General features: G+C 69.7%; 22 protein-coding genes, 1 tRNA gene and 3 pseudogenes. 13 read left to right on the top strand and 13 right to left on the bottom strand.

The window, feature by feature from the left end:
- Positions 1-89: 89 nt before the first annotated feature.
- Entirely contained in the window at positions 90-821 is a 732-nt protein-coding gene (locus tag ASF58_RS11920; RefSeq protein WP_055952070.1) for an SHOCT domain-containing protein, read from the top strand.
- Between the two features lie 141 nt (positions 822-962).
- Positions 963-2,030: a spore photoproduct lyase family protein gene (locus ASF58_RS11915; protein WP_055952067.1), complete on the top strand. Its 1,068-nt coding sequence runs from the start codon at positions 963-965 to the stop codon at positions 2,028-2,030.
- Positions 2,031-2,088: 58 nt separating this feature from the next.
- Here the strand turns inward: ASF58_RS11915 and ASF58_RS11910 are convergent, their stop codons facing one another.
- The 3 genes from ASF58_RS11910 to ASF58_RS11900 all read right to left on the bottom strand — a co-directional run bounded on the left by ASF58_RS11910 (position 2,089) and on the right by ASF58_RS11900 (position 4,080).
- Positions 2,089-2,907 (bottom strand): MBL fold metallo-hydrolase, encoded by an 819-nt coding sequence (locus tag ASF58_RS11910; protein WP_244477331.1) that lies wholly within the window; start codon positions 2,905-2,907, stop codon positions 2,089-2,091.
- A 44-nt stretch (positions 2,908-2,951) separates the two neighbouring features.
- A complete protein-coding gene (locus ASF58_RS11905) occupies positions 2,952-3,599 on the bottom strand; it encodes a DsbA family protein (protein WP_055952059.1) in 648 nt (215 codons plus the stop codon).
- Between the two features lie 391 nt (positions 3,600-3,990).
- Positions 3,991-4,080, bottom strand: a tRNA-Ser gene (locus ASF58_RS11900).
- Positions 4,081-4,325: 245 nt separating this feature from the next.
- Here ASF58_RS11900 and ASF58_RS11895 point away from each other — a divergent pair.
- From ASF58_RS11895 to flhA, 3 genes are all read left to right on the top strand, one after another.
- Entirely contained in the window at positions 4,326-4,979 is a 654-nt protein-coding gene (locus ASF58_RS11895) for an ABC transporter ATP-binding protein (RefSeq protein WP_055953674.1), read from the top strand.
- A gap of 100 nt (positions 4,980-5,079) precedes the next feature.
- Complete coding sequence (locus tag ASF58_RS11890) at positions 5,080-6,324, top strand: hypothetical protein (RefSeq protein ID WP_055952056.1); 1,245 nt, start codon at positions 5,080-5,082, stop codon at positions 6,322-6,324.
- A 112-nt stretch (positions 6,325-6,436) separates the two neighbouring features.
- Positions 6,437-8,602 carry a flagellar biosynthesis protein FlhA gene (gene flhA, locus ASF58_RS11885; RefSeq protein WP_055952053.1) on the top strand — a complete coding sequence of 722 codons (2,166 nt, stop codon included), beginning with the start codon at positions 6,437-6,439 and terminating at the stop codon, positions 8,600-8,602.
- A 326-nt stretch (positions 8,603-8,928) separates the two neighbouring features.
- Here flhA and ASF58_RS11880 read toward each other — a convergent pair whose 3' ends face one another.
- The 3 genes from ASF58_RS11880 to fliI all read right to left on the bottom strand — a co-directional run bounded on the left by ASF58_RS11880 (position 8,929) and on the right by fliI (position 11,988).
- On the bottom strand, positions 8,929-9,978 hold the full coding sequence (locus ASF58_RS11880) for a lysylphosphatidylglycerol synthase domain-containing protein (RefSeq protein WP_055952051.1): 1,050 nt from the start codon (positions 9,976-9,978) through the stop codon (positions 8,929-8,931).
- A 154-nt stretch (positions 9,979-10,132) separates the two neighbouring features.
- Entirely contained in the window at positions 10,133-10,540 is a 408-nt protein-coding gene (gene fliJ, locus ASF58_RS11875; RefSeq protein WP_055952048.1) for a flagellar export protein FliJ, read from the bottom strand.
- A gap of 92 nt (positions 10,541-10,632) precedes the next feature.
- Positions 10,633-11,988 (bottom strand): flagellar protein export ATPase FliI, encoded by a 1,356-nt coding sequence (gene fliI / locus ASF58_RS11870; protein ID WP_055952045.1) that lies wholly within the window; start codon positions 11,986-11,988, stop codon positions 10,633-10,635.
- Positions 11,989-12,409: 421 nt separating this feature from the next.
- Between fliI and ASF58_RS27090 the strand changes: the two are divergent.
- The 4 genes and pseudogenes from ASF58_RS27090 to ASF58_RS24930 all read left to right on the top strand — a co-directional run.
- Positions 12,410-12,567, top strand: a pseudogene (locus ASF58_RS27090) (DNA-binding response regulator); the annotation flags it as partial.
- 1 nt (position 12,568) lies between these two features.
- Positions 12,569-12,841: pseudogene (locus ASF58_RS27085) on the top strand (response regulator); the annotation flags it as partial.
- A 1-nt stretch (position 12,842) separates the two neighbouring features.
- A pseudogene (locus ASF58_RS27080) lies at positions 12,843-13,200 on the top strand (response regulator transcription factor); the annotation flags it as partial.
- A gap of 1 nt (position 13,201) precedes the next feature.
- Positions 13,202-13,411 (top strand): winged helix-turn-helix domain-containing protein (locus ASF58_RS24930; RefSeq protein WP_162242049.1); only part of this gene is annotated, 210 nt, incomplete at its 5' end.
- Positions 13,412-13,586: 175 nt separating this feature from the next.
- Here the strand turns inward: ASF58_RS24930 and ASF58_RS11860 are convergent.
- The 6 genes from ASF58_RS11860 to ASF58_RS11835 all read right to left on the bottom strand — a co-directional run bounded on the left by ASF58_RS11860 (position 13,587) and on the right by ASF58_RS11835 (position 20,291).
- A complete protein-coding gene (locus ASF58_RS11860; protein WP_055952042.1) occupies positions 13,587-14,507 on the bottom strand; it encodes a protein-glutamate O-methyltransferase CheR in 921 nt (306 codons plus the stop codon).
- Positions 14,504-15,682: a chemotaxis response regulator protein-glutamate methylesterase gene (locus ASF58_RS11855; RefSeq protein ID WP_055952039.1), complete on the bottom strand. Its 1,179-nt coding sequence runs from the start codon at positions 15,680-15,682 to the stop codon at positions 14,504-14,506. Before ASF58_RS11855 ends, ASF58_RS11860 begins: the two co-directional genes overlap by 4 nt.
- Positions 15,683-15,768: 86 nt before the next feature.
- Positions 15,769-16,152, bottom strand: coding sequence for a response regulator (locus ASF58_RS11850; protein WP_055952036.1), 384 nt, complete (start codon positions 16,150-16,152; stop codon positions 15,769-15,771).
- Positions 16,153-16,177: 25 nt separating this feature from the next.
- A complete protein-coding gene (locus ASF58_RS11845; RefSeq protein ID WP_055953670.1) occupies positions 16,178-16,663 on the bottom strand; it encodes a chemotaxis protein CheW in 486 nt (161 codons plus the stop codon).
- Between the two features lie 32 nt (positions 16,664-16,695).
- Complete coding sequence (locus ASF58_RS11840) at positions 16,696-19,404, bottom strand: hybrid sensor histidine kinase/response regulator (protein WP_055952033.1); 2,709 nt, start codon at positions 19,402-19,404, stop codon at positions 16,696-16,698.
- 152 nt (positions 19,405-19,556) lie between these two features.
- On the bottom strand, positions 19,557-20,291 hold the full coding sequence (locus ASF58_RS11835; protein WP_055952030.1) for a histidine phosphotransferase family protein: 735 nt from the start codon (positions 20,289-20,291) through the stop codon (positions 19,557-19,559).
- 142 nt (positions 20,292-20,433) lie between these two features.
- On the opposite strand from ASF58_RS11835, the gene ASF58_RS11830 reads away from it, so the two are divergent.
- Positions 20,434-21,300: a 3'(2'),5'-bisphosphate nucleotidase CysQ gene (locus ASF58_RS11830; RefSeq protein ID WP_055952027.1), complete on the top strand. Its 867-nt coding sequence runs from the start codon at positions 20,434-20,436 to the stop codon at positions 21,298-21,300.
- 13 nt (positions 21,301-21,313) lie between these two features.
- On the opposite strand, the gene ASF58_RS11825 is transcribed toward ASF58_RS11830, so the two are convergent.
- On the bottom strand, positions 21,314-21,796 hold the full coding sequence (locus tag ASF58_RS11825) for a hypothetical protein (protein WP_082513010.1): 483 nt from the start codon (positions 21,794-21,796) through the stop codon (positions 21,314-21,316).
- Between the two features lie 153 nt (positions 21,797-21,949).
- Here ASF58_RS11825 and ASF58_RS11820 point away from each other — a divergent pair, with 153 nt between their 5' ends.
- From ASF58_RS11820 to ASF58_RS11810, 3 genes are all read left to right on the top strand, one after another.
- On the top strand, positions 21,950-22,570 hold the full coding sequence (locus tag ASF58_RS11820) for a DUF1134 domain-containing protein (RefSeq protein WP_055952024.1): 621 nt from the start codon (positions 21,950-21,952) through the stop codon (positions 22,568-22,570).
- 135 nt (positions 22,571-22,705) lie between these two features.
- The gene (locus tag ASF58_RS11815) at positions 22,706-23,449 is read left to right on the top strand and encodes a hypothetical protein (RefSeq protein ID WP_055953664.1); all 744 of its coding nucleotides are present in this window, start codon (positions 22,706-22,708) and stop codon (positions 23,447-23,449) included.
- Positions 23,450-23,638: 189 nt separating this feature from the next.
- Positions 23,639-23,935 (top strand): hypothetical protein, encoded by a 297-nt coding sequence (locus ASF58_RS11810; protein WP_055952021.1) that lies wholly within the window; start codon positions 23,639-23,641, stop codon positions 23,933-23,935.
- Positions 23,936-24,002: the final 67 nt, after the last annotated feature.

The raw sequence follows: 24,002 nt of genomic DNA, 5'->3' as shown, positions 1-24,002 counted from the left end.
TCCACGCCGCGTGCGCTTGCGGCAGAACGGGTGTGGCAAGCGTGCGAATGACGGGCGGCGGGGGCCGCCCGGGGCGAGGAGAGCAGCGCATGACGGATCAGCCCAACGGCCTGCAGGGAATCGCCGATCGCTACCGCGTCAGCCTCGATGCCGTGCGCCATCTCGCCCAGGCGCTCGAGTCCGGCCATGGCCGGATGGCGCAGTTCAACCATCCCGAGCTCGGCGGCTTCGGCCAATGGTCGGGCGCCGGCATGACGATGATCGGCGACATGTTCAACGCCGACCTGAAGGCCCGGGTGGACGCCCTCTGCACCACCCTGGCCGCGGCGCTGCCGGCCGGGGCCTGGTCGGAGGTGCCGCGCGGCGCCGGGGCGCCTTGGCCCCTGGAATGGGGTGCGCCGGCCACCGCCGGATCGCAGAACGGGATGCGCTACGCCTACTTCCCGGGCCAGAGGCGCCTCGTGGTCGAATCCGAGGGGCGGGCCGCGATCTACGATACCGGCGACCACGCGATCAGCGGCGTCTCCCAGCAGCAGGGCAGCGCGACCGGCCTGCGCTTCTCGGGCCCCGGCGGGCCCGTCGACCTCGCCAGCCTGAAGCGCCTCGACGAGGTCGAGCGCGGCGAGGCCCGCCCCTTCGCGCCCGAACCGTTCGAGGCCGGTCCTCCGCAGGGCGAGGCGTCGCCGCAGGGCAGCGCCGCGCCGGTGGCCGGCAGCGACGTCCTGTCGACGATCGAGCGCCTGTCGGAGATGCGCCGCAAGGGCATCCTCACCGAGGGCGAGTTCACCGCCAAGAAGGCCGAGCTGCTCGCACGCCTCTGATCGCCCGATTCGGATTCACCCCGGTTCCGAAGCACCCCGGTTCCGAACGACGCGGGGTGGATCGCCCGGGGGACGCGCGCGTTGGCCCCGGGCCGACGCCGCGCACGGGACGCGGATCGCGGCAGAGCTCCCGCAAGGCTGATGGCCCGACCCCGCGACCTCCTCGACGTCTCGACGATCTACCACGAGCCCGCCGTGCCGGATTACCCGCGCGGTCAGGCGATCTTCGACCGCTTCCCGCAGGCCGAGCGCATCGTCGTGCCCTCGCACTGGAACATCCCCAGCCTGCACGGCAATGCCGGCTCGGTGGAGGATTGGGTCCGGATCAAGCGCTCGACCCTGGTGCTCGGGGTGAAGAAGGGTCTTGCCATGCGGCCCAACGGGCGCAGCGCCCACTTCATCGCGCCCTCGACCTCGAACGGCTGCGCCATGGCCTGCGCCTACTGCTACGTGCCCCGGCGCAAGGGCTTCGCCAACCCGATCTCGCTCTTCGTCAACGTCGAGGCCGTGGCCGCCGCCATCGCCCGCCACGCCGCCCGCCAGGGGCCGCTGCCCGAGCCCGATACGATCGATCCCGCCCTCTGGGTCTACGACCTCGGCGAGAACGGCGACCTCTCGGTGGACGCCATGGTGAGCGACACGGTGCGGGACCTCGTGGCGCTGTTCCGGGACATCCCCAACGCCAAGGCGTCCTTCGCCACCAAGGCGGTGAACCGCGATCTCCTCGCCTACGATCCCCAGGGCAAGACCCGGATCCGCTTCTCGCTCATGCCCGAGCGCATCGCCCGCATCGTCGACGTCCGGACGGCCCCGATTCCCGAGCGCATCGCCGCCATCGACGACTTCGTCGCCGCCGGCTACGAGGTCCACGTCAACTTCTCACCGGTGATCCTCTACGAGGGCTGGGAGGCCGACTGGACGGCCCTGTTCGCCGCCATCGACGATGCGATCGGCCCGGCGGCCCGGGCGCAGCTCAAGGCGGAGATCATCCTGCTGACCCACAACGCCGACCTGCACGCGGTCAATCTCGGCTGGCACCCCAAGGCCGAGGACCTGCTCTGGCGGCCGGACATTCAGGAGGCGAAGGTCTCCGAGGGCGGGGGCGCCAACCTGCGCTACCGCACCGGCTGGAAGGGGAAGTGGCTCGCCCGCTTCAAGGCGCTGCTCGCCGAGCGCATGCCGTACTGCACGGTGCGGTACGCGTTCTGAACCGGCCCGCGCCCGGCCTTCGTCGGGCGCCGGTCCGACCGGTCAGGCTGCCCCCGTCTCAGCCCCAGACCATCTCGCCCGTGGCGACCTTGGCGCCGATGTCGAGGGCGATGTCCATGCCGAGGCCCGGGAAGCTCGCCTGCATCGTCGCCTTCAGCGCGGCGGCATCCCCGCCCGCCGCGAGGGCCTCCTGGAAGGCAAACAGGTAATCGCGGGTGAAAGCGAGGGCCGAGCCGTCGGTGGCGGCCTCCACGGCGAGATGGCCCGGCACGACGACGGAGGGCCTGCGCATGGCGAGCCGGCCGAGCTCGGCGATCCAGGCCGCGCGGGCGTCCGGGCTCGGCGTATCGGCGGTCCAGACGTGAACGCCGGAGAAGACGAGCACCCCGCCGAACATCGCGTCCAGCGCCGGGACGTAGAGCGTGCGGCGGTTGGGCAGGCCCGCCGCGGTCAGGATCTCGACCGTCTCGCCGTCGACCGCCAGCGCGGCGCCGTCGAAGGCCGTGGGCATGACCACGTCGGCCCGCGTCCGGGGACCCTCGCCTCCCAGCCGCGGAGCCCAGGCGGCGATCTTGGCGTCGACCGAGCGGGCGATGGCCGACACGGTCTCGGACGCGGCGAGCACCCGGGCCTCCGGGAAGGCCTCGCAGAGGGGCTTCAGGCTGAAATAATAATCGGGATCCGACTGGCTGACATAGATCGTCGTCAGTCGCTTGCCCGTCGCGGCAATCGCCGCCGCGACGTCCCGGCCGTCGGCGAAGGTGAAGCCGCCGTCGATCAGGATCGCTTCGGTCGGCCCTTCGAGCAGCACCGGAGCGCGGAAGAAGCCGTTCGGGCCGGCCGGAAAATGCGTCCAGGCCAGCCCGGGCGCGGGCATCCCGACCGGCGGCAGCGCGCTGGTCGCGTCGAGGCTGATCTGCGTCATGGTGTTTCCCCCGATCCGGCCCGAAGCTCGGCCGCAAGTCTGTCCCGGTCGCCGAAGAGGATGCCGCCCGGCAGGCGTCGGGCGCCCCGGTCATCCGCGAGGACGAGGGTGGGGACGCCCCGGGCACCGAACCGGGCCATCATCCGGGTCGCGTCCTCGATCCGAGCGCGGTTCGCTGCCCGCAGCGCCGCGTCGGGCTCCGCCAGCCGGGCGGCGGCCTCCGCGAAGCCCGCCCGGGCGAGCACATCCGCCACGACGGCGCGATCCGCGGTGTCCCGGCCCTCGACGTAGCGGGCGTGCTGAAGCGCGCTCAGCCCTTCGACCTCCCGGCCGGCCTGGGTCGATCCGATGGCGACGAGGCCGAGGGTGGCCGCGGCCGAATCGAAGGCGACGCCGGGCGTCCCGAAGATCAGGGCGTGATAGGCGTCGCTGAACGGTTGCCCGGTCTGCAGCCTGATGCGCTGGTCGTTCTGCCAGACGTATTCCGCGAAGGCGGCGTCCATCGGCTGCCCGCCATCGCCCGCGAACAGGCCCGTGGGCGCGAGCTGCAGGCTGACCGTCTCCGTTCGGGCGATCCAGGCTAGCGCCGGGGCGGCGCCGTAGCACCAGCCGCACAGGGGATCGAACAGATAGGTCAGCTGCATGGGCCTGGACCTGACGTGTGGCTGCGTAAGCGCCGGAAGGACTGAATTAGCGGCGCTAATTCAGACGAGCGCAGCTTTAGCGACCGACTTTGCGCAAGACGAGTCCAATTTTGGAATGGGAGCCCCGCTCCGAGTGCGGCAGCCCGCATCGGCCGCGCGCTGCGGGCTCACGTGGCCCGGGGCGCCAACGCGCCCGCCTCCGACGAGGATGAGCAGGCCCCCCAAGGCGCGCATGGCGAGGATGCGCGGCGCTGACGCGCTGGCCTGACAGATGGCAGGGCGCCCGACGGATCGCGGAAGCGTGGGCCCGGCCCTCGACGGACCGGGTGCAGATCAATCAAAGGTGCCGCGCGGCGCCCTCGCACAATCCGAGATGTCGAATGTCAGGATCTGGCGGAGGGAGCGGGATTCGAACCCGCGATACCGTTTCCGGTATACACACTTTCCAGGCGTGCGCCTTCAACCACTCGGCCACCCCTCCGGTCCCGTCGCCGCGTCTAGCAGCCGCCGGGGCGGCCGGGCTTCGCGATTGCGCCGGGAGGCGTCGTGTACAAGCGGCCTGGGCCGGGTGCAAGCCTCAGAACGGCAAAGCTGGCGATTCGCGCGAGATTTCGGCGCGGGGCCCACCCGCGCCGCCGCGGACGCGGGCCGTCGTTCTCAGATTCGCCGCTTTTGCAGCCGATGCGCGAGGGGTTCGCCTTCGGGCCCCGGGACCTGTTCTCCGCCGTGATCCGCTTCGACAACGTGACCAAGGTCTACCGGACGGACGGGCATCGCCGGACGATCCTCGAGCGCGTCTCCTTCACGCTGAAGCCGGGCACCAGCTACGGCATCCTGGGGATCAACGGCGCCGGCAAGTCGACCTCCCTGCGCCTCCTGGCCGGCACCGAGATGCCCACGAAGGGCCGCGTGGTCCGCACCACGCGCGTGTCCTGGCCCCTGGGCTTCGCCGGAGGCTTCCACCCGGCCATGACGGGGCGCGACAACATCATCTTCGTGGCGCGCATCTACGGCGAGGATCCGCGCAAGGTGCTGGAATTCGTGGAGGATTTCTCCGAGCTCGGCAGCTACCTCGACGTCCCGATCCGGACCTACTCGTCCGGCATGGGCTCGCGCCTGGCCTTCGGCATGAGCATGGCCATCCCGTTCGACTGCTACCTCATCGACGAGGTCACGGCGGTGGGCGATGCCCGCTTTCAGAAGCGCTGCGAGGAGGCCTTCGCGGCGCGCCGGGAGAATGCCGACGTAATCATGGTCTCCCACGGCATGGACACCCTGCGGACCTGGTGCCAGCAGGGCATCGTCATCATCAACGGGCGGGCGATCGTCTACGAGAGCATCGACGACGCCATCGAGGTCTATCGCCGCCTGAACGCGTGAGATGCGCCGGCCTGGCGGCGGCCACGGTTTTGCCGCGGCGGCGGTGCAAAGGGTCTGATGGGGCGGCCTGGTGGCCGGACGACATGGAATACCGGGGCGCATGAGCATCGAAATCCGCAACCCGCAGGGACAGCCGCTGACCACGGCCGATCGCTCGAATGCGGTCGCCGAATCCCTCAAGCAGATCGCCCGCGTCTCGCGCTTCGCCGACCGCAAGAAGGGCATCCAATCCTACCAGAGCCACGTGAAGACGGATCCGCTGATCCCGGTCCTGTTCGTAGTCTGCTTCCTGCTCCCGACCCTGGCGGCCGTCGTCTATTACGGCCTAATCGCGTCGGACCGCTTCGTGATCGAGTCGCGCTTCGCCTTGCGGCCGGCCCTCGGCAACGTCGACAAGGCCTCGCCCGATCAGGTCGGCACCAATTCGGGCTCGCCGTTGAAGCAGATGGTGGCGCAGGACAGTCTGATCGCGACCAACTACATCCTCAGCCGGCCGATGATCGAGGCCATCGAGAAGACCTATCCCCTGCGGGAGATGTTCTCCCGGCCCGGGATCGATTTTTTCTCGCGCTTCAATCCCGAGAAGCCGATCGAGAAGCTGGTCAAGTACTGGCATGACCGGGTCCATACCAAGATCGAGTCCGGATCGGGCATCATCCTCCTGACGGTGAACGCCTTCGACCCGCAGGATGCCCTCAACCTCTCGAACGCGATCCTGGCCGAGAGCGAGCGCATGGTGAACGCCCTGAGCGGCCGGGCCCGTGAGGATGCCGTGCTGGAGAGCCAGCGCGAGCTCAAGCGGGCCGAGGAGCGGATGCTGAAGATCCGCACCGAAGTGGCGGCCCTGCGCAACCGCGACGGCGTCCTCGATGCGCAGAAGACCAACGAGAGCAACCTGAAGGTGCTCTCGGAGCTGAGGACGGCCCGCATCAACCTGGCGGTCCAGCTCATCCAGGGCCAGCGCGATCTCTCGCCGGAGACCCGCCGGATCCAGGACATGAAGGCCCAGATCAAGGACCTCGACGACAACATCGCGCGGATCGAGCGGCAATCCGCCAGCGAGGACCCGGAGCAGCGCCGCATCCTGGCGAATGCGCTCACCCGGTTCGAGGCCTACGACGCCGACCGGGCGGACGCGGAGAAGTACTTCACCAAGGTGCTGGCCGCGAACGAGCGCGCGCGCATCATCGCGGAGCGCCAGATCGAGTTCTTCAGCATGATCGTGGAGCCGGTGAAGCCCGAATCCTCCCAGGAGCCCCGACGCCTCCTGATGATCAGCCTCATCGCCGGCGGCGCCGGACTGGCGTTCGCGCTCGCGGTGGTCACCCGCAAATACTTCGCCTGAGGCGGTTTGGCCGCCCGCGCGGGCGGCGGGCGGCCCGGTGTTAACCCTTCGCTAACCCTGCACTCGGCAAAACTTGCCGGGCCCCCGCACCTCGGGGGCATTGAGGGTGACGATGAGCGAGACGGCTGCCGCCGCGCCGGCTCCGGCGGGGGGTTCCGGGGGGAGCCTCGCACAGTTCGCGAGCTTCGCGATCCCGAACCGGGCGAACCTGAACGCGCTCTCCAAGCGCACGGACCTGTTCTTCGCCACCGCCGTGATGGGCATCCTCACGGTGCTCATCTTCCCGCTGCCGGCCTTCTTGCTCGACCTGCTGCTCGCGGTCTCGATCATCATCTCGGTGCTGATCATGATGACCGGGCTGTTCATCGACAATCCGCTCGAGTTCACGGTCTTCCCGACCCTGCTCCTGGTGGCGACGCTGCTGCGCCTCGCCCTGAACCTCGCCTCTACGCGCCTGATCCTCGGCCACGGCCATGAGGGCACGGCGGCCGCCGGCCACGTCATCGAGGCCTTCGGCAACTTCGTGATGGGCGGCAACTTCGTCATCGGGATCATCGTGTTCGCGATCCTGATCATCGTGAACTTCGTCGTCATCACCAAGGGTTCGGGCCGCATCGCCGAGGTCGCCGCCCGCTTCACCCTCGACGCGATGCCGGGCAAGCAGATGGCCATCGACGCCGACCTCTCGGCGGGGCTCATCGACGAGAAGGTGGCGAAGTCCCGCCGCGCTGCCCTGGAGGAAGAATCCTCGTTCTTCGGCGCCATGGACGGTGCCTCCAAGTTCGTCCGCGGCGACGCGATCGCCGCGCTGCTGATCACCTTCATCAACGTGATCGGCGGCATCATCATCGGCGTTGCGCAGCAGGGCATGCCGTTCCTGGGGGCGGCGAAGTCCTACACCCTGCTGACCATCGGCGACGGCCTCGCCTCGCAGGTCCCCGCCCTCATCGTCTCGACGGCGGCCGGCATCCTGGTCTCGAAGGCGGGCGTGAAGGGCTCGGCCGACAAGGCGTTGGGCAAGCAGCTCGCGAACTACCCCAAGGCGCTCGGCATGTCCTCGGGCGTCATGGTGCTGATCGCCCTCCTGCCCGGCATGCCGATGCTGCCGTTCCTCGCCCTGGCCGGGGCCTCCGGCTACGCCGCCTGGCACTTCGCCAAGGTCGCCCGCGAGGCGCCGCCGCTGGATGCCGACGGTGCGCCGATGGATGCCTCCGCGGTGGCCGCCGCCGCGGCCGCCAAGGAGGAGACGGTCACCGACCTGCTGAAGCTCGACGACCTCAAGCTCGAGATGGGCTACGCCCTGCTCGCCCTGGTCAACGGCCCCGAGGGACAGGACCGTCTCACGGACCAGATCAAGGCCCTGCGCCGCCAGCTCGCCGCAGAACTCGGCTTCGTCATGCCGTCGGTCCGGATCCTCGACAACGTCCAGCTCGACGCGAACGCCTACGTGGTCCGCGTCAAGGAGATCGAGGCCGGTACGGGCCAGATCTTCCCCGGCCAGTTCATGGCCATGGACCCGATGGGCGGACAGGTGCAGCTGCCCGGCCAGCACATGCTCGAGCCGACCTTCGGCCTGCCCGCCACCTGGATCGACGCCTCCCTGCGCGACCAGGCCCAGCTCAAGGGCTACACCGTGGTGGACGCCGCCACGGTGGTCTCCACCCACCTCACCGAGATCATCAAGGCGCACGTCTCTGAGCTCCTGAACCATGTCGAGGTCCAGAAGCTCCTGCGCGAGGTCTCGAAGGACCATGCCGACCTCCTCAAGGAGGTGATGCCGAGCCAGATCGGCACCACGGGCATCCAGCGCGTGCTGCAGTTCCTGCTGGCCGAGCGGGTCTCGATCCGCGACCTCGGGGCGATCATCGAGGGCATCGCCGAGGTCGCCGGCCACGTGAAGAACCCGCGGGATATCGTCGAGCACGTCCGCGCCCGCCTCGGCCGCCAGATCTGCGCCCAGTACCAGGGGCCGGACGGCATGCTGCCGATCATCACCCTGTCGCCGGCCTGGGAGCAGGCCTTCCTCGAGTCGATCGCCGGCGAGCGCGACGAGCGCTACCTGGCAATGCAGCCCTCGAAGCTCTCTGAATTCGTCAACACGGTGCGGGACCGCTTCGAGACGGCCGCCCGGATGGGCGAGATGCCCGTGCTGGTGACCTCGGTCCAGGCCCGGCCGTTCGTGCGCTCGATCATCGAGCGCTTCCGGCGCGAGACGCCGGTGATGAGCCAGGCGGAGATCCATCCCCGCGCCCGGCTTCGCACCGTCGGTTCGGTCTGAGAGGCGATCCGGCGCTCGAGAGAAAGGCCGGTCCCGCGAACGAACCGCAGGGCCGCGGGCCGGCCCGGCAAGCTCGCGGGCACGCGCGGCCGCGCTCTTGCCCATGGCCAAGCTCATAACCAAGCCGTGGACACGGCGCTCGTCGACCCTGTCGGCCGAATAAATCGGGGAAGCGATCGGGATCGCGCTGCGCGCGGGCCGTTCTCAACCGCGCGGGGCCCGACGCGCGATCTGCACGGAAGCCGAGGATTTCGCCTCGGGTCCCCTGAACGGACGTCGGCCGCTCCGAACCGGTCGTGCGTCTCCGATCTTCCCCGGAGAACGGCTCAGACCGGCTTCTTCTCCATGCGGCGCTCGAGGGCATGGGCGTCGAGGCCGGGCGCGGTCAACGGCGCCTCCGGGGAGGCCGGGTCATGGGGCTTGTCCCGCAGGGCCGAGGCGAGACGGTTGCGCTCGTAGAGGAGCACGACCACCACCGAGATCAGGAACGGGAGCCAGAAATAGAACAGCCGGAAGACCAGCAGCGCGGCGATCACCGACGGCCGGGCGATGTCGGGCATCGCCACCACGAAGACCAGCTCGAACACCCCGAGGCCGCCGGGGGCATTCGACACCAGGGCCGCCGAGAACGAGGCGAGGAAGACCGCGAGCACGACGAGGAAGCCGGGGTTCCCGGCCTCCGGCAGGGCGAAGTAGATGATGCCGGCGGCGCCGAGCAGTTCGAGCGGAGCCGCGATGAGCTGGCGGCCCATGATGCGCGGGCGGGGATATTCGAGCTTGAACTTGCGGATCGTCAGCGGCTTCAGGTGCAGCAGCGAGCCGGCCACGTAGAGGGCGACGAAGGCCAGGAGACCGGCGCCGAGGATGCGGGCGGTGGCGGGGTCCGTCAGGACCGCCGGAAGGTAGCCGTTGAGGCGCGTCAGGGTGTCGGGCAGGACGGTGAGCACGAAGCCGCCGAGCAGGATCGTGCCGAGGCCGAAGGTGAAGGAGCAGAGGGCGACCAGCACCGCGACCTGGGCCGCGGAGAGGCCCTTGGCGGTGTAGGCCCGGTAGCGCACCACGGCCCCGGAGAACACCGAGGCACCGATGTTGTGGGAGAGCGCGTAGGTGGTGAATGAGCAGACCGAGACGAAGAACAGGGAGATGTGGTTCACGCCGAGGTGCAGCAGGGCGATCCGGTCGTACCAGGCCAGGGCCGCGTAGGCGACGAGGGTCGAGAGGCCGGCGAGCAGGAAACGGTGCACCGGGATCGCGGCGAAGCTGCCCTTGATCTCCGCCATGGAGATGCCGGCCAGCTCCTTGTAGAGCAGGTAACCCGAACCGATCACGGCGGCGAGGCCGATGATCGGCCAGATAAAATCGCTGATCTTCTTCATGGTGGTTCGGCGCGCCCCTGTTCGGGCCCTCCCTGCACGACGATGCGCTGCATCGCAAGCAAGGTTCCGCGCGGCCCCGGCAGGGACGGCTCTTCCCACGGGATCATGACGGTTTCGTGCCGGTCGCCGCGGGGGCGCCGGCACGTTCCCCGGGTCAGGCGCGGATGCGCGATAGGCCGATTCCGTCCATGGCGGCCTGGTCGCGGGCCGCTTCGGCGACGCGCTCGGCGCTGCGCTCGCGGTCGTCGAGGATCTCGATCTTCTTCAGGTCCTCGAAGGCTTCGCCGAGCTCGGCCTTGGCCTCGGCGAGCTGCCCCTCGAGGGCGGCGGCCGACTGGCGCATGTTGTCCCGGCGGGTGGCGGCGGCCCGGGCATAGGTCGGGTAGGCGAAGTGGGCCGGATCGGTGATGCCGGCGCGGCTCTCCTCATGGGCGACCTCGCGGTCGAGCTCCAACGCCATGCGGGTGAAGTCCGCCTTCATCATCTCGATCTGCGTCACGCGGCGACGCTTCTCGTCGACCTGGAAGCGTCGCAGCCGGATCAACGTGTCACGGGATTTCATGGGCGGGTTCACTCCACGCAACGCACGGCTCGCCGGTGCGCGACTGGCCGCGCCCCGGGCCCGGCATCGGGAGAGGAAGCCGGGGCGTCCCCTCAGGGCGCGCCGACGATCTCTGCCAGGCGACGGTAACCCTCGCCGATCGAAGTTGCTTCTTCCTTACCCTGACCCAGAAAAGCCTCCATTCCGGGCATCAGCGCGATCGCCTCGTCCACTTCCGGCGAGGCGCCGGCCCGGTAGGCGCCCAGACGGATGAGCTCCTCCATGTCGGCGTAGGTGGAGAGCAGGCGCCGGGCCCGGCGCACCGTCGGCAGGTGCGCGGGGTCGCAGGCGCGGGGCATGGTGCGGGAGACCGAGCGCAGGACGTTGATCGCCGGATAGCGCCCGCGCTCGGCGATGCCGCGCTCCATCACGATGTGCCCGTCGAGGATGCCCCGGACCGCGTCGGCCACGGGCTCGTTGTGGTCGTCGCCCTCGACGAGGACGGTGAACAGGCCGGAGATCGCCCCCTGCCCCGTCCCGGGCCCGGCCCGCTCGAGGAGCCGCGGCAATTCGCTGAAGACGGTGGGGGTGTAGCCCTTGGCGGTGGGCGGCTCGCCGGCCGCGAGGCCGATGTCGCGCTGGGCCATGGCGAAGCGGGTGATCGAATCGATCATGCATAGGACCTGCGCGCCCTGATCGCGAAAGTACTCCGCCATCGCCAGGGTGACGTAGGCGGCGTTGCGGCGCATCAGGGCGGGCTCGTCGGAGGTGGCCACCACCACCACGGACCGGGCGAGGCCCGCGGCGCCGAGGTCGTCCTGGAGGAACTCCTGCACCTCGCGTCCGCGCTCGCCCACGAGGCCGATCACCGCCACGTCGGCGGCGGTGTAGCGGGCGAGCATCGACAGCAGCACCGACTTGCCGACGCCGGAGCCGGCGAAGATGCCCATGCGTTGGCCGGCGCACATCGTCAGGAAGGTGTTGATGCAGCGGATGCCGAGGTCGAGGGGGGGACCGACCCGCTGCCGGGCATGGGCCGGGGGCGGATCGGCCCGCAGGGGATAGATCGCCGGCCCGGGGGGCAGCGGCCCCAGGCCGTCGATGGGCCGGCCCAGGGCATCGATCGTCCGGCCGAGCCAGGCCGCGGAGGGACGCACCGCGCCCGCGGCCTCGTCCCGCACCAGGGCCGGACAGCCGCGCCGCACCCCCTCGAGGGAGCCGAAGGGCATGGCCAGGGCCCGGTCGCCCTGGAAGCCGATGATCTCGCAGGGCACGGCGCCGAGGCCGTTCTCGACCGCGATGTCGAGCCGTCCGCCGAGGCGCATGGCCGCCACCGGACCCGCCACCTCGATCAGCAGGCCGCGAATCGCCACGACCCGTCCGTAGGTCTCCAGAACCTGGATTCCCGCGAGGGCACTGCGCGCGTCAGCCAGGCGCAAGCGTCCGACGCTAGGACTGCGATCGGTCATCGATGCGTCTCTCAACCATTCGTTTACCTCCCTCCTTAACACTGTGTGCATCGGGGTTGTAGCGCGCCGCCGGTTCGGTCCGGGTCGTAAAAAATTTCCGTCCGGTCGATGACATTCCGGTGTCGTTGTTCGGAAGAGACAGCGCGCAACAAGTCCAAGCGGGCAAGGCACTTAGGGAACCCTGCGAAGGTTTCGCATCGCGCCTGGAGGCGGTCGAACGAGAACAGACCGTCAACGGTTCGAAGCGTGGCCGGACCGGAGATCCAATTGGGTGCTTGCGTCCGTGAAACAGGGTTTGTTAACGATTAACGAATAGCGTTTCACGTCATTGACGAATGAGCGTTCGCCACGGGCCGGTGGCGAGCGGACGGCGGGGGCTTGCCCATACGCTGCACACGGCCGGCTGGGCTGGGGACCGACGATGCGGGTACTTCTGATCGAGGACGACAGCGCGACCGCGCAGAGCATCGAGCTGATGCTCAAGTCCGAGAGCTTCAACACCTACACCACCGATCTCGGTGAGGAGGGGATCGATCTCGGCAAACTCTACGACTACGACATCATCCTGCTCGACCTGACNCAAGTCCGAGAGCTTCAACACCTACACCACCGATCTCGGTGAGGAGGGGATCGATCTCGGCAAACTCTACGACTACGACATCATCCTGCTCGACCTGAACCTGCCCGACATGTCGGGCTACGAGGTGCTGCGGAATCTCCGCGTCGCCAAGGTGAAGACCCCGATCCTGATCCTCTCCGGCATGGCCGGCATCGAGGACAAGGTGAAGGGCCTCGGCTTCGGCGCCGACGACTACCTCACCAAGCCCTTCCACAAGGACGAGCTCGTCGCCCGNCTCCGGCATGGCCGGCATCGAGGACAAGGTGAAGGGCCTCGGCTTCGGCGCCGACGACTACCTCACCAAGCCCTTCCACAAGGACGAGCTCGTCGCCCGCATCCACGCGATCGTCCGCCGCTCGAAGGGTCACGCCCAGTCGGTGATCACCACCGGCGACCTGATCGTGAACCTCGACCAGAAGACCGTCGAGGTCTCCGGCAGCCGCGTGCACCTGACCGGCAAGGAGTACCAGATGCTGGAACTCCTCTCGCTGCGGAAGGGCACGACGCTGACCAAGGAGATGTTCCTGAACCATCTCTACGGCGGCATGGACGAGCCCGAGCTGAAGATCATCGACGTCTTCATCTGCAAGCTGNAAGGGCACGACGCTGACCAAGGAGATGTTCCTGAACCATCTCTACGGCGGCATGGACGAGCCCGAGCTGAAGATCATCGACGTCTTCATCTGCAAGCTGCGCAAGAAGCTCGCCAACGCCTCCTCGGGCAAGAACTACATCGAGACCGTCTGGGGCCGCGGCTACGTGCTGCGCGAGCCCAACGAGGGCGAAGAGCGGATCGCCGTCTGACCCCCCGGTCGGACGACGAAACGGCCCCGCGCGAGCGGGGCCTTTTTTGTTTGTGCGGGATCCCGCGGGCCTGTGATCCTGGCGCCCCCTCCCCCGCGCGGCATCGACCGCCCAAAGACAATGGCGCGGACTTTCGCCCGCGCCACGCGCCGTCATCGAGATCCGCAAAGGCCGGTCAGAGGCCGACCACCCGGCGCATCGCCGGGGCGACCGCCGCTGCCGGCGCGATCGCCACGGCGGCCGGGTTGAGCACCGGCAGCGGCCGGGCTTGCGGCGCGAGGGCTGCGCCGGCCTGGTTGTACAGGCCCCGGTGCTTGGTGTTCGGCACGAGTTTCTCGGTCAGGCCGATCACCGTCTCGGCGGCCCCCAGGAGCAGCGCGCCGTCGGCCGCCAGGCTGTTGCTGAGGCGGGCCAGCACGTCGCCCTTGGTCGGCGCATCGAAATAGATCAGCACGTTGCGGCAGTAGATGATGTCGAACGTGCCCAGTGAATCGAACGGCTGCAGCAGGTTGAGCGGCCGGTAATCCACCATCTGCCGCAGGCTGGCGGAGATGCGCCACTGCTCGCCGACCTGCTCGAAGTGCTTGATCAGCGACTGCACGGGCAAGCCGCGCTGGACCTCGAAATGGCTGTAGAGCCCCGCCTTGGCCTTCTCCAGCACCTCGGTCGACAGGTCGGTGCCGATGATGTCGACGGTCCAGCCGGAGAGCCGCGGGGCGGCGTCCTGCAGCATCATCGCCAGGGAATAGGGTTCCTGGCCGGTGGAGGCGGCGGCGCACCAGATCCGCAGGCGGCGCTGCGCCGCCCGGCGGGCCATGGCTTCCGGGAGCAGCACGTCGCGGAACAGGTCGAACGGCGTGCGGTCGCGGAAGAAAAAGGTCTCGTTGGTGGTCATCGCCTCGACCACCGCCCGCTCCATGGCGAGGTCGCGGCCGCCCTTCAGGGCCGTCACCAGCGCCCCGAGATCGGCCAGGTTGAAGCGCCGGCAGATCGGTCCGAGGCGGCTCTCCACCAGGTACCGCTTCTCGCCGCTGAGCGCGAGACCGGAGCGGGTCTTGAGGTAGGCGCGCAGGAAATCGAATTCGACGTCGGTCATGCGCCCTGCCCCGTCAGAAGATTGCGCAACGCCGGTCCGATCTCGCCGAGGGGCAGGATCGCCTGGGCGAGTCCCGCCTTAGCGATGCTGCCGGGCATGCCCCAGACGGTGCTGGTGGCCTCGTCCTGGGCGAGTACCGCCGCCCCGGCTTCCGTGAGCGCCCGGGCCCCGCCGGTTCCATCCGAGCCCATGCCGGTGAGGACGACGGCCAGGGCTGCGGCACCGAAGATCGCGGCGGCATCCTGGAACAGCACGTCGACGGCGGGCCGGCAGAAATTCACCACCGGTCCGTCATGCAGCCGGATGGTGACGTCCTGGCGGCTTCCGCCGAGGCCCATGTGGCGCCCACCCGGCGCCACGTAGATCCGGCCGGGCTGCAGGCGCTCGTCGGCCTTGCCCTCTGCGGCCGGCAGGCCGGTGCGGACGCCGAGATGCTCGGCGAAGACCGCGGTGAAGACCGGCGGCATGTGCTGCACGATGAGGACCGGAAACTGGCGCAGCGTGGCGCTGCCGATCTTCTCCAGGACCTCACCCACGGCGCGGGGGCCGCCGGTGGAGGCGCCGATGAGCAGGACGCGGGGCGCGACGCCGGTGCGGGCCTTCGGCCGCAGCACCAGGGGCGCAGTCGGGCGCAGGGCCGAGACCGGCGCGGGCGCCGGCATTCCGGGCGAGACGGGGATCGGGGCGCCGGAAGCGCCGCGCTTGCGGGCCCGGGCGGAGCCGAAGATGCGCACCCGCTCGATCAGGTCGGTCCGGAAGGCGTCCGAGGTGGTCACGCCCCGGTTGCTCTCGGGCTTGGGGATGTAGTCGACGGCCCCGAGGGCCAGGCAGCGCAGGGAGATGTCGGCGTTGCGGGTGGTCAGGGTCGACATCATGATGACCTGGACGCCGGGGCTCTTGGCGAGCAGCAGCGGCAGGGCCTGGGTGCCGTCGAGTTCCGGCATGTCGATGTCGAGGAGGATGACATCGGGGTCGTGGCGCGACATCGCTTCGAGGGCGATCCGGCCGTTGGCCGCCGTGGCGACGACCTCGTAGCCGGCCTCGCCGATCCAGCGGGCGACCAGCCCGCGCACCACCGCCGAATCGTCTGCGATCAGGACCCGGACCCGCTGCCCCGCGAGCGGCGGCGGCGCGGCATGGGTCGACGCGAAGGTCGGTGCGGTGGCGGCCATCATGGATTTCACGCTGTGAGCGACGCGGAGGAACGGTCGGGGGAGGAACTGGCCCCGGACGGGGCGGTGATGCCCGGTCCAGGTCCGCGTCAGGCCGCGTCGGCTTCGGTGGCGAAGCCGACTTGCGCGAGCTTCGCCGTGACGATGTCGCGGTCGAAGGGTTTCATGATGTACTCGTCGGCGCCGGCATGGAGGGCGCGGGCGATGGCGCCGACGTCGTTCTCCGTGGTGCAGAACAGGACCTTGGGCTTCTCGCCGCCCGGGGATTTCCGCAGGGCGCGCAGGAAGTCGTAGCCGTCCATGGTCGGCATGTTCCAGTCCAGCAGGATCGCGTCCGGCATGGTCTTGCCGCAGGCGCTGAGGGCCTTCTCGCCGTCCTCGGCCTCGCCGACCTCGAAGTTCATGGTCTCGAAGATGCGGCGCGCCACCTTCCGGATGACGGCGGAGTCGTCGACGATGAGGCAGGTTTTCATCGGACCCTTCTCCTTGCGATGGGGCTCAGGCCGCGCCGGCGGTGCGGGCGTTCGTCCCGAAGGCGAGGAGCGCATCGACGTCGAGGATGACGAGGAGGCGGCCGTCGAGGCGATGGACGCCGAGGGTGAGGTCGCGCCAGCGGGCATCGAGGTTGATCGGCACCGGCTCGTGGGTTTCGGCCCCGAGCTTGAGCACCTCGCCGACGCCGTCGACGATGAGGGCGAAGGTCTCGCCACCCTGTTCCAGGCCGATCGCCATCTGGGCGCTGTCCCCGGTGCGGGGCGCCATGCTGAGGCGGCGGCGCAGGCACAGGGCGGTGACGACGCGACCGCGCAGGTTGAGCAGCCCGACGATCTCCGGCGGGGCGAGCGGCACCGGCGTCACGCCGGCGGGGATGAAGACGTCGTGGACCCGGTCGATGGCGAGACCGAACATGGTCTCGCCGACGAACACGGTGACGAAGTCGTGGGTGCCGACGGTTTCCGCGGCGTTGGTGTTGGCGGCCTGCATCATGGGCGTGGACTCCGAAGGGGGCGGGCCGGTCAGGCGGCGACGGCGAGGCTGGCGACGTCGAGCTCGGCCAGGGCCGAGATCAGGCCGCTGCGGTCGAACTTCGCCACGAGGTCGGCGATCCCGAGCGTCCGCGCCCGCTCGATGGCCTCGGCCCCGATGGTGCCGGAGAGGCCGATGACGGGAAGCCCGGCGACGCGGCCTTCCACCTTGCGCATGGCGCCCACGAGGTCGAAGCCGTTGCGGCCCGGCATCTCGAGGTCGCACACCACCACGTCGATCCGGCCGTTGGAGAGCAGGGTCGCCACCGCCTCATCGGCGCTGGCCGCGGTGATCACGCTGTAGCCGGCGGCCTTCAGGACCGGGCTCAGCATCTCGCGGAAGAAGGCCGAGTCGTCGACCAGGAGGAGCGTCGAGCTGCGCTTGACCGTCTTCTTGGGGCCCCGCGCCCAGTCGTCGTAGGCGAGCGGCAGGAAGTGGGCGATGTTGATGATCTCGGTGGCGCGGCCGCGCAGGACGGCGGAGCCGATGAGGTCCGAGCGGTCGGCGGAGATCTCGACGTCGAGGCGTTCCTCGACGATGTCGACGATCTCGTCGACCACGAGGCCCATGGCGCGCTCGCCGTCGGAGAACACCACCAGGGCCTGGGTGCCGGAGGTGCGGATCTCGATCGACGGATCGGCGGGGACCAGCGGCATCAGGCGGCCGCGGTACTGGATCAGCGGACGGCCGCCGACCCACTCGACCTTGGCCGATTCAATTTCTTCCAGGCGGGTGACCAGGGAGAGTGGCACCGCCTTGTAGCTGCCGGCACCGCCCTTGAAGACGAGGAGCGTCGCCTTGGCGTCAGCCGCCTCGACCTCCTCGACCTCGGCCTCGACCGGGATGGCGCCGGACTGCGAGCCCTGGCTGACCTGCTGGGCGATGCCGTTCGGATCGACGATCAGCACCACGGCGCCGTCGCCCAGGATGGTGTTGCCGGCGAAAAGCGGCAGGTGGCGCAGCTTGGAGGACATCGGCTTCACGACGATCTCCTCCGTGTGGAAGACCTCGTCGACGAGGATGCCGAAGCGCTGGCGGCCGACCTGGGCGACCACCACGAAGCCGGAATCGACGGCATCGGCGGCCTGGTCCTGGCCGAGCACGCCCGTGAGGGTGACGATCGGCAGGAGGCGCTCGCGCAGGCGCAGCACCGGGGAGCCGTTGATGCGCTCCACCTTCTGCGCCGTCGCCTTGTCGACCCGCACCAGTTCGAGCACCGCCACCTGCGGCACCGCGAAGCGCTGCTCGCCGGCCTTGACGATGAGGGCGGCGATGATCGCCAGGGTGAGCGGGATCTTGATGGTGAAGGTGGTGCCGCGGCCGAGCTGCGTGTTGATGTCGATGACACCGCCGATGAGCTCGATGTTGGTCTTGACCACGTCCATGCCGACGCCGCGGCCGGAGACCGAGGTGATGGCGGCGGCGGTCGAGAAGCCCGGATGGAAGATGAACTTCGCCACCTGGGCGTCGGTCATCCGCTCGACCTCGGCCTGGCTCGCGATCTTGCGCTCGACGGCCTTGCGGCGGATGGCGGCCAGATCGAGGCCCTTGCCGTCATCGGCGATCTCGATCGTGATCGTGCCGCCCTCATGGTAGGCGGAGAGGCGGATCGTGCCGCGCAGCGGCTTGCCGGAGGCCTTGCGGTCGGCGGCCGACTCGATGCCGTGATCGGCCGAGTTGCGCACCATGTGGGTGAGCGGGTCCTTGATGACCTCGAGGACCTGGCGGTCGAGTTCGGTCTCGGCGCCGCTCATCACGAGCTCGATCTGCTTGCCGAGTTCCGACGACAGGTCGCGCACCACGCGCGGCAGCTTCTGCCATGCGTTGCCGATGGGCTGCATGCGCGTCTTCATGACGCCCTCCTGCAGCTCGGCCGTCACGTGGCTGAGGCGCTGGAGCGGAACCTTGTAGGTCGAGTCGTCGTGCCGGCGGGCGATCTCGAGGAGCTGGTTGCGGGTCAGCACCAGCTCGGACACCATCGTCATCAGGTGTTCGAGGGTGTCGACGTTGACGCGAATGGTCTGGACCTTCGCGATGCCGCCCTCGCCCTCGGGGGCGGCAGGCGCATCGGCGGATTTCGCGGGTGCCTCGTGGGCCTTCACGGGCATCGGGGCGGGCGCCTCGCGCACCGGCTCGGGTGCCACGGCGGCGACCGGCTCCGGTGCGGGAGCGGGAGCGACGTCGAACGGATCGGGACCCTCGGCCTCCATGAAGGCGCGCTCGAGATCCTCGAGGGTGACTTCGCCGGGCTTCAGTTCGCGCACGACCGGATCGGGCAGCTTAATGTCCGCGACGGGCGCGGGGGCGGGCGCGGCGGGAGCGATCGGGGCGGAGGCCATCTCCTCCAGGGCGCCGATGAGATCATCGTCGCTGCCGGCCGGCTCGGAGCCGGTGGCCTCGAGGTCGCCCAGGATCGCCTTGAGGCGGTCGAGGGTGACGAGGATGAGGCTGACCGCGGGGCCGGTGACCGGCATGCCGTCGCGGAACTGACCCATCAGGGTCTCGGCGGCGTGCGCCAGGGCTTCCAGGCGCGGAAGGCCGAGGAACCCGCAGGTGCCCTTGATGGTATGGACGAGGCGGAAGATGTTCCGCAGGATCGTCTGATTGTTCGGATCCTGTTCGAACCGGACGAGCTCGGCATCGACCGTGTCGAGGTGCTCGGCACTCTCGGTCAGGAACTCACGCAACAAGTCGTCCATGACGGGTACTCAGTCCATACGCGCACTACAGTCTGTGCAGGACCGACTTTGCCCCCTAACCGGTTAGGGAAGGGTTTCACCGCGGACGATAAAGCGGGAGATCGCGACAATATTCGTCGATCTCCCGTCGATGAGCCGAAACGTTCCTCGGGTCAGGCCAGCGCCGTCTCCGGCGGCTCCGAATCCGACGGACGATCGGCCTCCGGCTCCGCGGGCGCCTGGGCCGGCGCCTCCGGGATCGCGGCGGCCGTCGGGGTCGCCGTGATGGTCACGGTGTCGCCCTCGATCGCGAAGCGCACGTCCATCGCCGCCGCGCGGGCGACGAGGCCGGCATAGAACGGCAGGATGCCGTGCGCGTCCACGGTGCCGTTCTCGGGCGTCCCGGCGATCATATCTTCCACGTGGGCCGGGATGCGGGCGTGCGAGCCCTTGCTCTTGAGCACGAGGCTCGGCGCCTCGCCGTCGCCCTGCACCACCACGTCGATGAGACCGCCGCGCGGGATCGCGCTCTGGGCGATCATCACGAGGTTGAGCAGGAGCTTGACCTTGTTCTTCGGGTAGAGCGCCTGCGGTGCGCTCCAGGCGAGCTGCGTCTTGTCGTCGACGAACATCCCGCGCGACACCTTCTCGGCGTCGGCGAGGTCGATGGACGCACCCGCCGAGCCGGCGGCGCCGAAGGCGATGCGGGCGAATTGCAGGCGGGCCGAGGCCTGGCGCGCGCTCTTGGCGATCAGCTCCAGGGCGAATTCGCGCATGGAGGTGTCGCTCTCGTCCTCCAGGACCTCCAGTCCGTTCACGATCGCGCCGACGGGGCTGATCACGTCGTGGCAGACCCGTGAGCACAGGAGGGCGGACAGATCGAGGGCGTCGAGATTGAGGGGGGTCATGGTGCGCTCCGCGCAGGCGTTTCGGGGCCGCGTCCGGTCGTGAACGGCACCGATAGACGGCGCCGGAAGCTTTGAAAAGCACCCGGGCCGTTCGCGATCCGGGTCGACAAGGGCCGGTGGCGCGGGCATCATAGTGCCCATCATGTCGATCGATGCGCCGACGCGCGACCGTATTGCGGCTACCTTGATGGAAATTGCCTGCCGGGCGGGCGAGATCCTGAAGCGGCATCACGGGGGCGACTGTCCGCACGTGCTCAAGCCCGACGGCTCGCCGGCAAGTCAGGCGGATGCCGAATCCGAGGACTTCATCCTGGCGGAACTGGCCCGATACTGGCCGGGCATTCCCGTGATCGCCGAGGAATCGTCCTACGACCAGCCGCCGGCGCAGCTCTTCTTCCTGGTCGATCCCCTCGACGGCACCCGGGACTTCCTCGCCGGCAACGCGGAATACAGCGTCAATATCGGCCTGATTGCGGGCGACCGCCCGATCGCGGCGGCCCTGGCCGCCCCCGGCCTCAACCGGGTCTGGGGTGCGGGCGGGCAGGCTTACGAGGCGGAGATCCGGGACGGACATCTCGGTGAGCGCCTGCCGATCGCGGTGCGCCCGAGGCCGGACCAGGGACTGGTGGCCCTGCGCAGCAACCGGCACGGCGACACCGAGACCGAGGCCTGTCTCGGTGCGCTCCGGGTCGAGGCGACCCGCTCGGCGGCCTCGGCCCTGAAGTTCTGCCTCATCGCCGCCGGCGAGGCCGACATCTACGTGCGCTGCGGCCCGACCATGGAATGGGATACGGCGGCCGGCGACCACATCCTCACCGTGGCGGGTGGCTGCGTCGTGGCGCCCGCCGGCCGGCCGATGACCTACGGCCATTACACCCGGAACTACCGCAACGGCCCCTTCGCCGCCCTGGGCGACGCGAGCTACGCGGCCAACCTCGTCCTGCCCGAGCGCAGTCCCTCCACGCGTCCCGCCGAGCGGCACGCGCCGCAGGACGAGCGCCGGATCTGACCGCCGGGCGCGGTCAGTCGGGGATATTCCGCTCGATCTGATCCTTCAGCGTCGGCCAAAGCAGTTCCGCCTCCGCGGCGAGGTGCGGCTCGGCGACGAGGCGCAACCGGTGCGCGTCGCTGCGGCAGAGGTAGAGCCGGTCCGTCCCGTCCGGCCCCGGCAGGCGGGCATAGACCAGGGGGTCGGTGTCCACGAGGCGGCCGGCGAGGACGCCGACCGGATCGAAGCCGCCGAGGCGGGGCGCGTAGGCGGCCGGGTCTTCGCGAAAGGCTTCCCGGTTTGCGGCGCGCGCGAAGCGCCACGTTCGCCTGTCCCAGAGGAACTCGTAGGCCGGTCGGCCCGCCTCGGGACCGTCGAGGAAGTAGCTGACGGCGTCGAACCCCGCGAGGGCGATCCGGCCCCCGGGCAGCCGCGGCAGGGTCGCGGCGCGCGCGCCGGTGGCGCGCAGCCCGCCGGCCGCGGCGACGCGAAGCAGGTGACGGCGCGTTAACCACATGTTGCTTTGTTTCGCATCATGATCGCCGCGTATCGAGACGCACCGGCCCCGGCCGGAACGGTCTCTAGGATGACAGCCCGGTCCATAGCGCGGTCTCGGTTAGCAAGACGATAGCGCGCTCGGGTGGGTGTCGGCAGACAGGAGGGACGAGGCATGACGTCGAACCATCGGGCCCTCCGCGCCCGTCCATCGCAGGAGCCCGCGACCCGGCGCAGCGTCGTCGGCGCGTTGGCAGGCGCCCTCCTCCTCGGCGTCTCGTCCCGCGCCCTCGCGGTGAGCGACGGGGCGCCCGGCAAGTTCCGACCCGAGGAGCTGGTCGACAACGGCCACCGCTTCTTCGGCTCGATGTCCCGCGGCCTCGCCCAGTTGGTGGAGGAAGCGACCCGGCGCTGGGGTGAGCCCAACGGCTACATTCTCGGCCAGGAAGCGTCCGGCGCCATCGTGGGCGGCGTTCGCTACGGCGAGGGGACGCTCTACACCCGCAATGCCGGGCAGCGCCGCGTCTATTGGCAGGGCCCCTCCATCGGCTTCGACGTCGGCGGCGACGGCGACCGCACGATGATGCTGGTCTACAACCTGCCCGCCGTGTCGGGCCTCTATCGCCGCTTCGGCGGCGTCGACGGTTCCGCCTACTTGGTCGGCGGCTTCGGGATGACGGCGGTGACCGCCGACGACATCGTCGTGGTACCGATCCGTACCGGGGTCGGCGCCCGCCTCGGCATCAATATCGGCTATCTCAAGTTCACGGCGAAGCCGACCTGGAATCCCTTCTGATTCGCGAGGCGGCCGGGGTGTGTCCCCGCGCGTCTTGCCCATCCCGGGGGGACATGGGCTAAAACAAGCCGACGAGGGTCGACGGCCAGGTCCGTCGTCATTGTCGTCCACGGCGTGTTGAGCGAGCGTTTCCGCGTGATCGAAACCGTGATGATCTTCGCGCTCGGCTTCCTGGCCGCGAGCCTGTGCGCCCTGTTGCTTCTGCCGGCCGTGAACGCCCGGGCCGCCCGCTTGTCGGAGCGCCGCATCGCGGCGCGCCTGCCCCTCTCGATCTCGGAAGTCGCCGCCGAGAAGGATTACCTGCGCGCGCAGTTCGCCGTGGCCCAGCGGCGCCTGGAGCGGAAGGTCGAGGCGGTTCAGGCCCATCGCCACGCCGATCTCGCCGCCATCGGCACCCGGACCATGGAGGCCGCCGCCCTCACGCGCACGATCGAGGCGCGCGACGCCACGCTGAGCGAGCGCGAAGCGGTCCTGGCCGCGACCCGCGCCACCCTCGGCGACGTGGAGCGCGACCTGGAAGCGGCCCGACAGGACACCGCGCTGGGCCTCGCCACACTGCAGGTGCTCGAGCAGGCGCATCAGGAGGTGCTCGACGACCTGATCGCGGCCCGGTCCGCCCCTGCCCCGGCGGATGCCGCCAGCCTTCCCGCCGCGACCCGTTCCGAGGTCCCCGACCTGACCGCGACCCTGGTCGCCGAGCGCGAGACCCTGCGGGCCAGCCTCACGGCGGCGGAGGACGCCCTGGCCGAGGTGATGGCGCGCCGCGAGGGCGAGGCCGCCGATCTGCGCCGCCGGATCTCCGATGTGGCCGACAGCCTGATGCAGCGCGACCGGCTTCCGCCCGCCGCGGCGTTCACGATTCCGGCCCGCTCCAATTGAACGCGATGCGGGGGTCGAACCCGGCGCGTCATGTGCGCCGGAAAACGCCGCGGACGTTGCACGGACGGGAAAACGCGGCGTAGAAAGCGGCCTGACCACGCGGCGACCATCCGCGCGCCATGTTTCGACCATCTCGGCGCTTCATCGGATCGCCCATTCCCCTGTTTCTTGAGACGGACCGCGCCCCCTATGGCCCTTAAGCTCACGTCGCTTGCCTTCCTCCTCGCTGCCACGGCCTCGATCGCCCCGGCGATCGCCCAGCCCGCGGCCCAGCCGCAAGGGGCCGCGACCGCCCCTCAGACGAAGCGCGGGAACGAGACCCTGAAGAAGTACTGCACCGGCGACTACCTGACCTATTGCGGCAATCTCGCCACCGATGATCCGGCCCTCGACAAGTGCTTCCAGACCAACTGGACCAAGCTCTCGGAGAACTGCCGTCGCGCCATCGACGTCTACCAGAAGACGGACGGCAAGAAGAAGGGCTGAGGCCTAACCCGACGCCGCGCGGGACAGCGTAGCCGTTTCGCTCGCATCGCCGAGCCGCAACGGCTAT

It is taken from the genome of Methylobacterium sp. Leaf125 (genome assembly GCF_001423085.1).
GTDB lineage: Bacteria > Pseudomonadota > Alphaproteobacteria > Rhizobiales > Beijerinckiaceae > Methylobacterium.
The sequence above is the reverse complement of the archived record's forward strand: the minus strand, read 5'-3'. Positions and strand labels throughout refer to the sequence as shown.

Bases quoted from the DNA above. Each gene is read 5' to 3' on its own strand.
- ASF58_RS11810 (WP_055952021.1), top strand. From the start codon at position 23,639: ATGGCCCTTAAGCTCACGTCGCTTGCCTTCCTCCTCGCTGCCACGGCC.
- ASF58_RS11915 (WP_055952067.1), top strand. From the start codon at position 963: ATGGCCCGACCCCGCGACCTCCTCGACGTCTCGACGATCTACCACGAG.
- ASF58_RS11825 (WP_082513010.1), bottom strand. From the start codon at position 21,796: ATGTGGTTAACGCGCCGTCACCTGCTTCGCGTCGCCGCGGCCGGCGGG.
- ASF58_RS11905 (WP_055952059.1), bottom strand. From the start codon at position 3,599: ATGCAGCTGACCTATCTGTTCGATCCCCTGTGCGGCTGGTGCTACGGC.
- ASF58_RS11840 (WP_055952033.1), bottom strand. From the start codon at position 19,404: ATGGACGACTTGTTGCGTGAGTTCCTGACCGAGAGTGCCGAGCACCTC.
- ASF58_RS11880 (WP_055952051.1), bottom strand. From the start codon at position 9,978: ATGAAGAAGATCAGCGATTTTATCTGGCCGATCATCGGCCTCGCCGCC.
- fliJ (WP_055952048.1), bottom strand. From the start codon at position 10,540: ATGAAATCCCGTGACACGTTGATCCGGCTGCGACGCTTCCAGGTCGAC.
- ASF58_RS11860 (WP_055952042.1), bottom strand. From the start codon at position 14,507: ATGACCGACGTCGAATTCGATTTCCTGCGCGCCTACCTCAAGACCCGC.
- ASF58_RS11820 (WP_055952024.1), top strand. From the start codon at position 21,950: ATGACGTCGAACCATCGGGCCCTCCGCGCCCGTCCATCGCAGGAGCCC.
- ASF58_RS11850 (WP_055952036.1), bottom strand. From the start codon at position 16,152: ATGAAAACCTGCCTCATCGTCGACGACTCCGCCGTCATCCGGAAGGTG.
- ASF58_RS11910 (WP_244477331.1), bottom strand. From the start codon at position 2,907: ATGCCCGCGCCCGGGCTGGCCTGGACGCATTTTCCGGCCGGCCCGAAC.
- flhA (WP_055952053.1), top strand. From the start codon at position 6,437: ATGAGCGAGACGGCTGCCGCCGCGCCGGCTCCGGCGGGGGGTTCCGGG.
- ASF58_RS11890 (WP_055952056.1), top strand. From the start codon at position 5,080: ATGAGCATCGAAATCCGCAACCCGCAGGGACAGCCGCTGACCACGGCC.
- fliI (WP_055952045.1), bottom strand. From the start codon at position 11,988: ATGACCGATCGCAGTCCTAGCGTCGGACGCTTGCGCCTGGCTGACGCG.
- ASF58_RS11830 (WP_055952027.1), top strand. From the start codon at position 20,434: ATGTCGATCGATGCGCCGACGCGCGACCGTATTGCGGCTACCTTGATG.
- ASF58_RS11920 (WP_055952070.1), top strand. From the start codon at position 90: ATGACGGATCAGCCCAACGGCCTGCAGGGAATCGCCGATCGCTACCGC.
- ASF58_RS11845 (WP_055953670.1), bottom strand. From the start codon at position 16,663: ATGCAGGCCGCCAACACCAACGCCGCGGAAACCGTCGGCACCCACGAC.
- ASF58_RS11855 (WP_055952039.1), bottom strand. From the start codon at position 15,682: ATGATGGCCGCCACCGCACCGACCTTCGCGTCGACCCATGCCGCGCCG.
- ASF58_RS11835 (WP_055952030.1), bottom strand. From the start codon at position 20,291: ATGACCCCCCTCAATCTCGACGCCCTCGATCTGTCCGCCCTCCTGTGC.